Raw genomic sequence first — 2,042 nt, 5'->3', positions numbered from 1 at the left:
TAAAAAAGCGGCGGTTATGACTTACCGCCGCCAGGATGAATTACTACTGTAGATAATTTACGGTAAGCTCGATTTTTATGCCTGCAAGTGCCTTAGAGATGATGCAATTTTCCTTTGAAATAAATGCCTGCTTTTCAAAGTCTTCTGCCGTTAGTCCTTCGATAGCTGTGGCATTAAGTTCAAGATCGATCTGGCTAATACCACCTTTTACCATATCCACTGATACCACTGCATTGGTATTCATTTCACCCGGAGCATATCCTTGCTCCGATAAAGCATAGGCAATCGCCATGGTGAAACAACCGGCATGTGCAGCTGCAAGCAGCTCTTCCGGATTAGCACCTATTCCATCCGCAAACCGGGTATTAAAAGAATATTGAGTTTCATTGAGTACACCGCTTTGGGTGGTTAAATGGCCACGACCTGACTTAAGGTCTCCCTGCCAAAAAGCTTTTGCTGTTCTTTTCATGATTTTAACTTTTGTTGGGTCAAAATTCTACTTTTTGCAAAAGCTATTTTTTCACTTAAGTTAAAAATGGCAAAAAAAATGGAGAATAACGATTTCAATGCTTAAGAAGGTCTATATTAATCAGATAATGACAATTCAATGGGGTAAAGACATGGACCTTAAGTCATTATTAGGTGTGACAGTAATTTGGGTATTACTATAAATTGCTGGAGAATTGAATTCTCCAGCAATATGCAGCCCGTCAGATTTGAAATGTTTTTTATTCCTGGCTGTTGTGCTGACTGTTTTTTAATCTTTTTCTTATCCGGCTCAATGACGGATGGTGATGCCCAGAAAGGAAGAAATATGATAAGTAGGAATCCGTTCAATGATATTGGGATGTTCTTCCGATAGTCTTAAGAACCTCTTTTCGTGAGAAAAGAACATGAATTCTTCTGTGCGTGATTGTGCGTAAGCACAAAAAAGTTTCTGCCAACAGTCTGCCGAACTTTCCCCAATTTGGATTGGCTTCGTACAGGCCATTAAGATCCTAATAAGAAATGAAGATGACCTCAGCGTCTTCCATTGCTTCAATAAAATACCAGCAGGGATTCTGCGAAATAACTCCTGAAGGAAACGACAAACTGGTTTTCCGAAAAAAGAACAGGTTAATTTCCTCCCCAGTGTTGGGATCACGGTAATATATCCGGAAAATTCCTTTTACAACTAGCCAAGGTCGTTACAGACCATGCTCTGCATATTAAAGAAATCACCTTTAGATATCTTACGGGGTTTCCAGAGGGTCAGGATTTCATTTTTTTCATTCATGGCATGTAATAATATGTTCGCTTGGGTAGACATCACTATAACTTAATAACTGTAAATTAACGCATAGATTACACTTGCAAAGCGATAGGAATTTAAGTTAAAATTATACAAATAATTTGACAATTCCTTACCAGAAGCACAATACGGGTGGTATTTGACAAAGCGGTTATTTATCTCAAAAATACCTCTTAGCATGGAGGCAAAAAAATATAAGGCTGTGGATTAACTTAAGTTAAAAATTATGAATGTAGAATACACGAACTTTAACGAATTGAATTGAGCAGTATAAAAATCCTTTTCTCGAATCTACGCTTAAGGAATGATATATTGCCCGGCACTGGCCACATAGGTTACCTGCAGAATTTTCAACGGTAAATAAAAAAGCAAATAATAACTTAGATGTTCCTCTTTTCTCTTATGGCAAAAAACTTTATCCAAACTGAATTTGTTCAATCATATGAAGGGTGGTTTTTCAATCTCAGCAAACTTATAAATGTTAAATTTTAATGACTGATCTATATGGCAGAATCGATAGAAGAATTTTATAGGCATAAGTCTATTGCTCTGTCCGATGACATGAAACAGGATATTGGCCAGTTCAATGTTTTTCGTATTGAAGAACAATTAAACTCCTCATCTACAACTCCTACTTTTATCCGCAGAGATTTTTTCAAGATCATGTTATTCCAGGGTGACAACGTATTCCATTATGGAGATAGGAGCATTGAAGTGACAGGTAATACATTGCTTTTTTTCAATCCACACG

At 37.1% G+C, this 2,042-nt stretch carries 2 protein-coding genes and 1 pseudogene; 1 reads left to right on the top strand and 2 read right to left on the bottom strand.

The annotated features are described in order from the left end of the window. Positions 1–43: 43 nt before the first annotated feature. Both ACR2F7_RS04820 and ACR2F7_RS04815 read right to left on the bottom strand, forming a co-directional pair. Positions 44–469, bottom strand: coding sequence for an OsmC family peroxiredoxin (locus ACR2F7_RS04820; protein WP_432712459.1), 426 nt, complete (start codon positions 467–469; stop codon positions 44–46). 309 nt (positions 470–778) lie between these two features. Then, positions 779–991, bottom strand: coding sequence for a hypothetical protein (locus ACR2F7_RS04815; RefSeq protein ID WP_432712458.1), 213 nt, complete (start codon positions 989–991; stop codon positions 779–781). A gap of 804 nt (positions 992–1,795) precedes the next feature. Between ACR2F7_RS04815 and ACR2F7_RS04810 the strand changes: the two are divergent. Continuing rightward, positions 1,796–2,042, top strand: a pseudogene (locus tag ACR2F7_RS04810) (AraC family transcriptional regulator); the annotation flags it as partial.

Origin of the sequence: Pedobacter sp., assembly GCF_045628745.1 — a bacterium.
Classification (GTDB): domain Bacteria; phylum Bacteroidota; class Bacteroidia; order Sphingobacteriales; family Sphingobacteriaceae; genus Pedobacter.
Note: the sequence above shows the minus strand (reverse complement) of the source record. Positions and strands in the feature narration are given on the sequence as shown.

Coding starts and splice junctions, on each gene's coding strand:
- ACR2F7_RS04820 (WP_432712459.1), bottom strand. CDS start 469: ATGAAAAGAACAGCAAAAGCTTTTTGGCAGGGAGACCTTAAGTCAGGT.
- ACR2F7_RS04815 (WP_432712458.1), bottom strand. CDS start 991: ATGGCCTGTACGAAGCCAATCCAAATTGGGGAAAGTTCGGCAGACTGT.